The sequence below is a fragment of the Salinimicrobium oceani genome, assembly GCF_012037645.1.
The window spans coordinates 1-286 of record NZ_JAAVJR010001625.1 but is presented as its reverse complement, the minus strand read 5'-3'; the positions used below and the strand labels follow the sequence as shown (position 1 = coordinate 286).

The window sequence follows — 286 nt, the reverse complement described above, 5'->3', positions numbered from 1 at the left end:
CAATGATCTTCGGAAAGGAACGCGACAAAGGACTGGTGCTTAACAAGCTCAAGCTGGAGGTAGTGACCATAGGCGAAAATGGAATAACCGAAGAAGACATCCTGGTTCACGATGCGAAGGAAAAAGATCCTACCATGCACCAGATGCTGGTAAGACTTGAGTATCCATTGGTAACCGGAATTATTAGAAGTTATGACGACGTGACCCTGGAAGAAAGAGAGGATGCACTTACTGCACAGATAAAAGCAAAATCTGAATTTAAAAAGACAGATGATCTTTTCTTTTC

The 286-nt window shown here is 42.3% G+C and carries 1 pseudogene; it reads left to right on the top strand.

Going from position 1 to position 286, the window contains the following annotated elements:
• Positions 1–286, top strand: a pseudogene (locus tag HC175_RS23355) (2-oxoacid:ferredoxin oxidoreductase subunit beta); the annotation flags it as partial.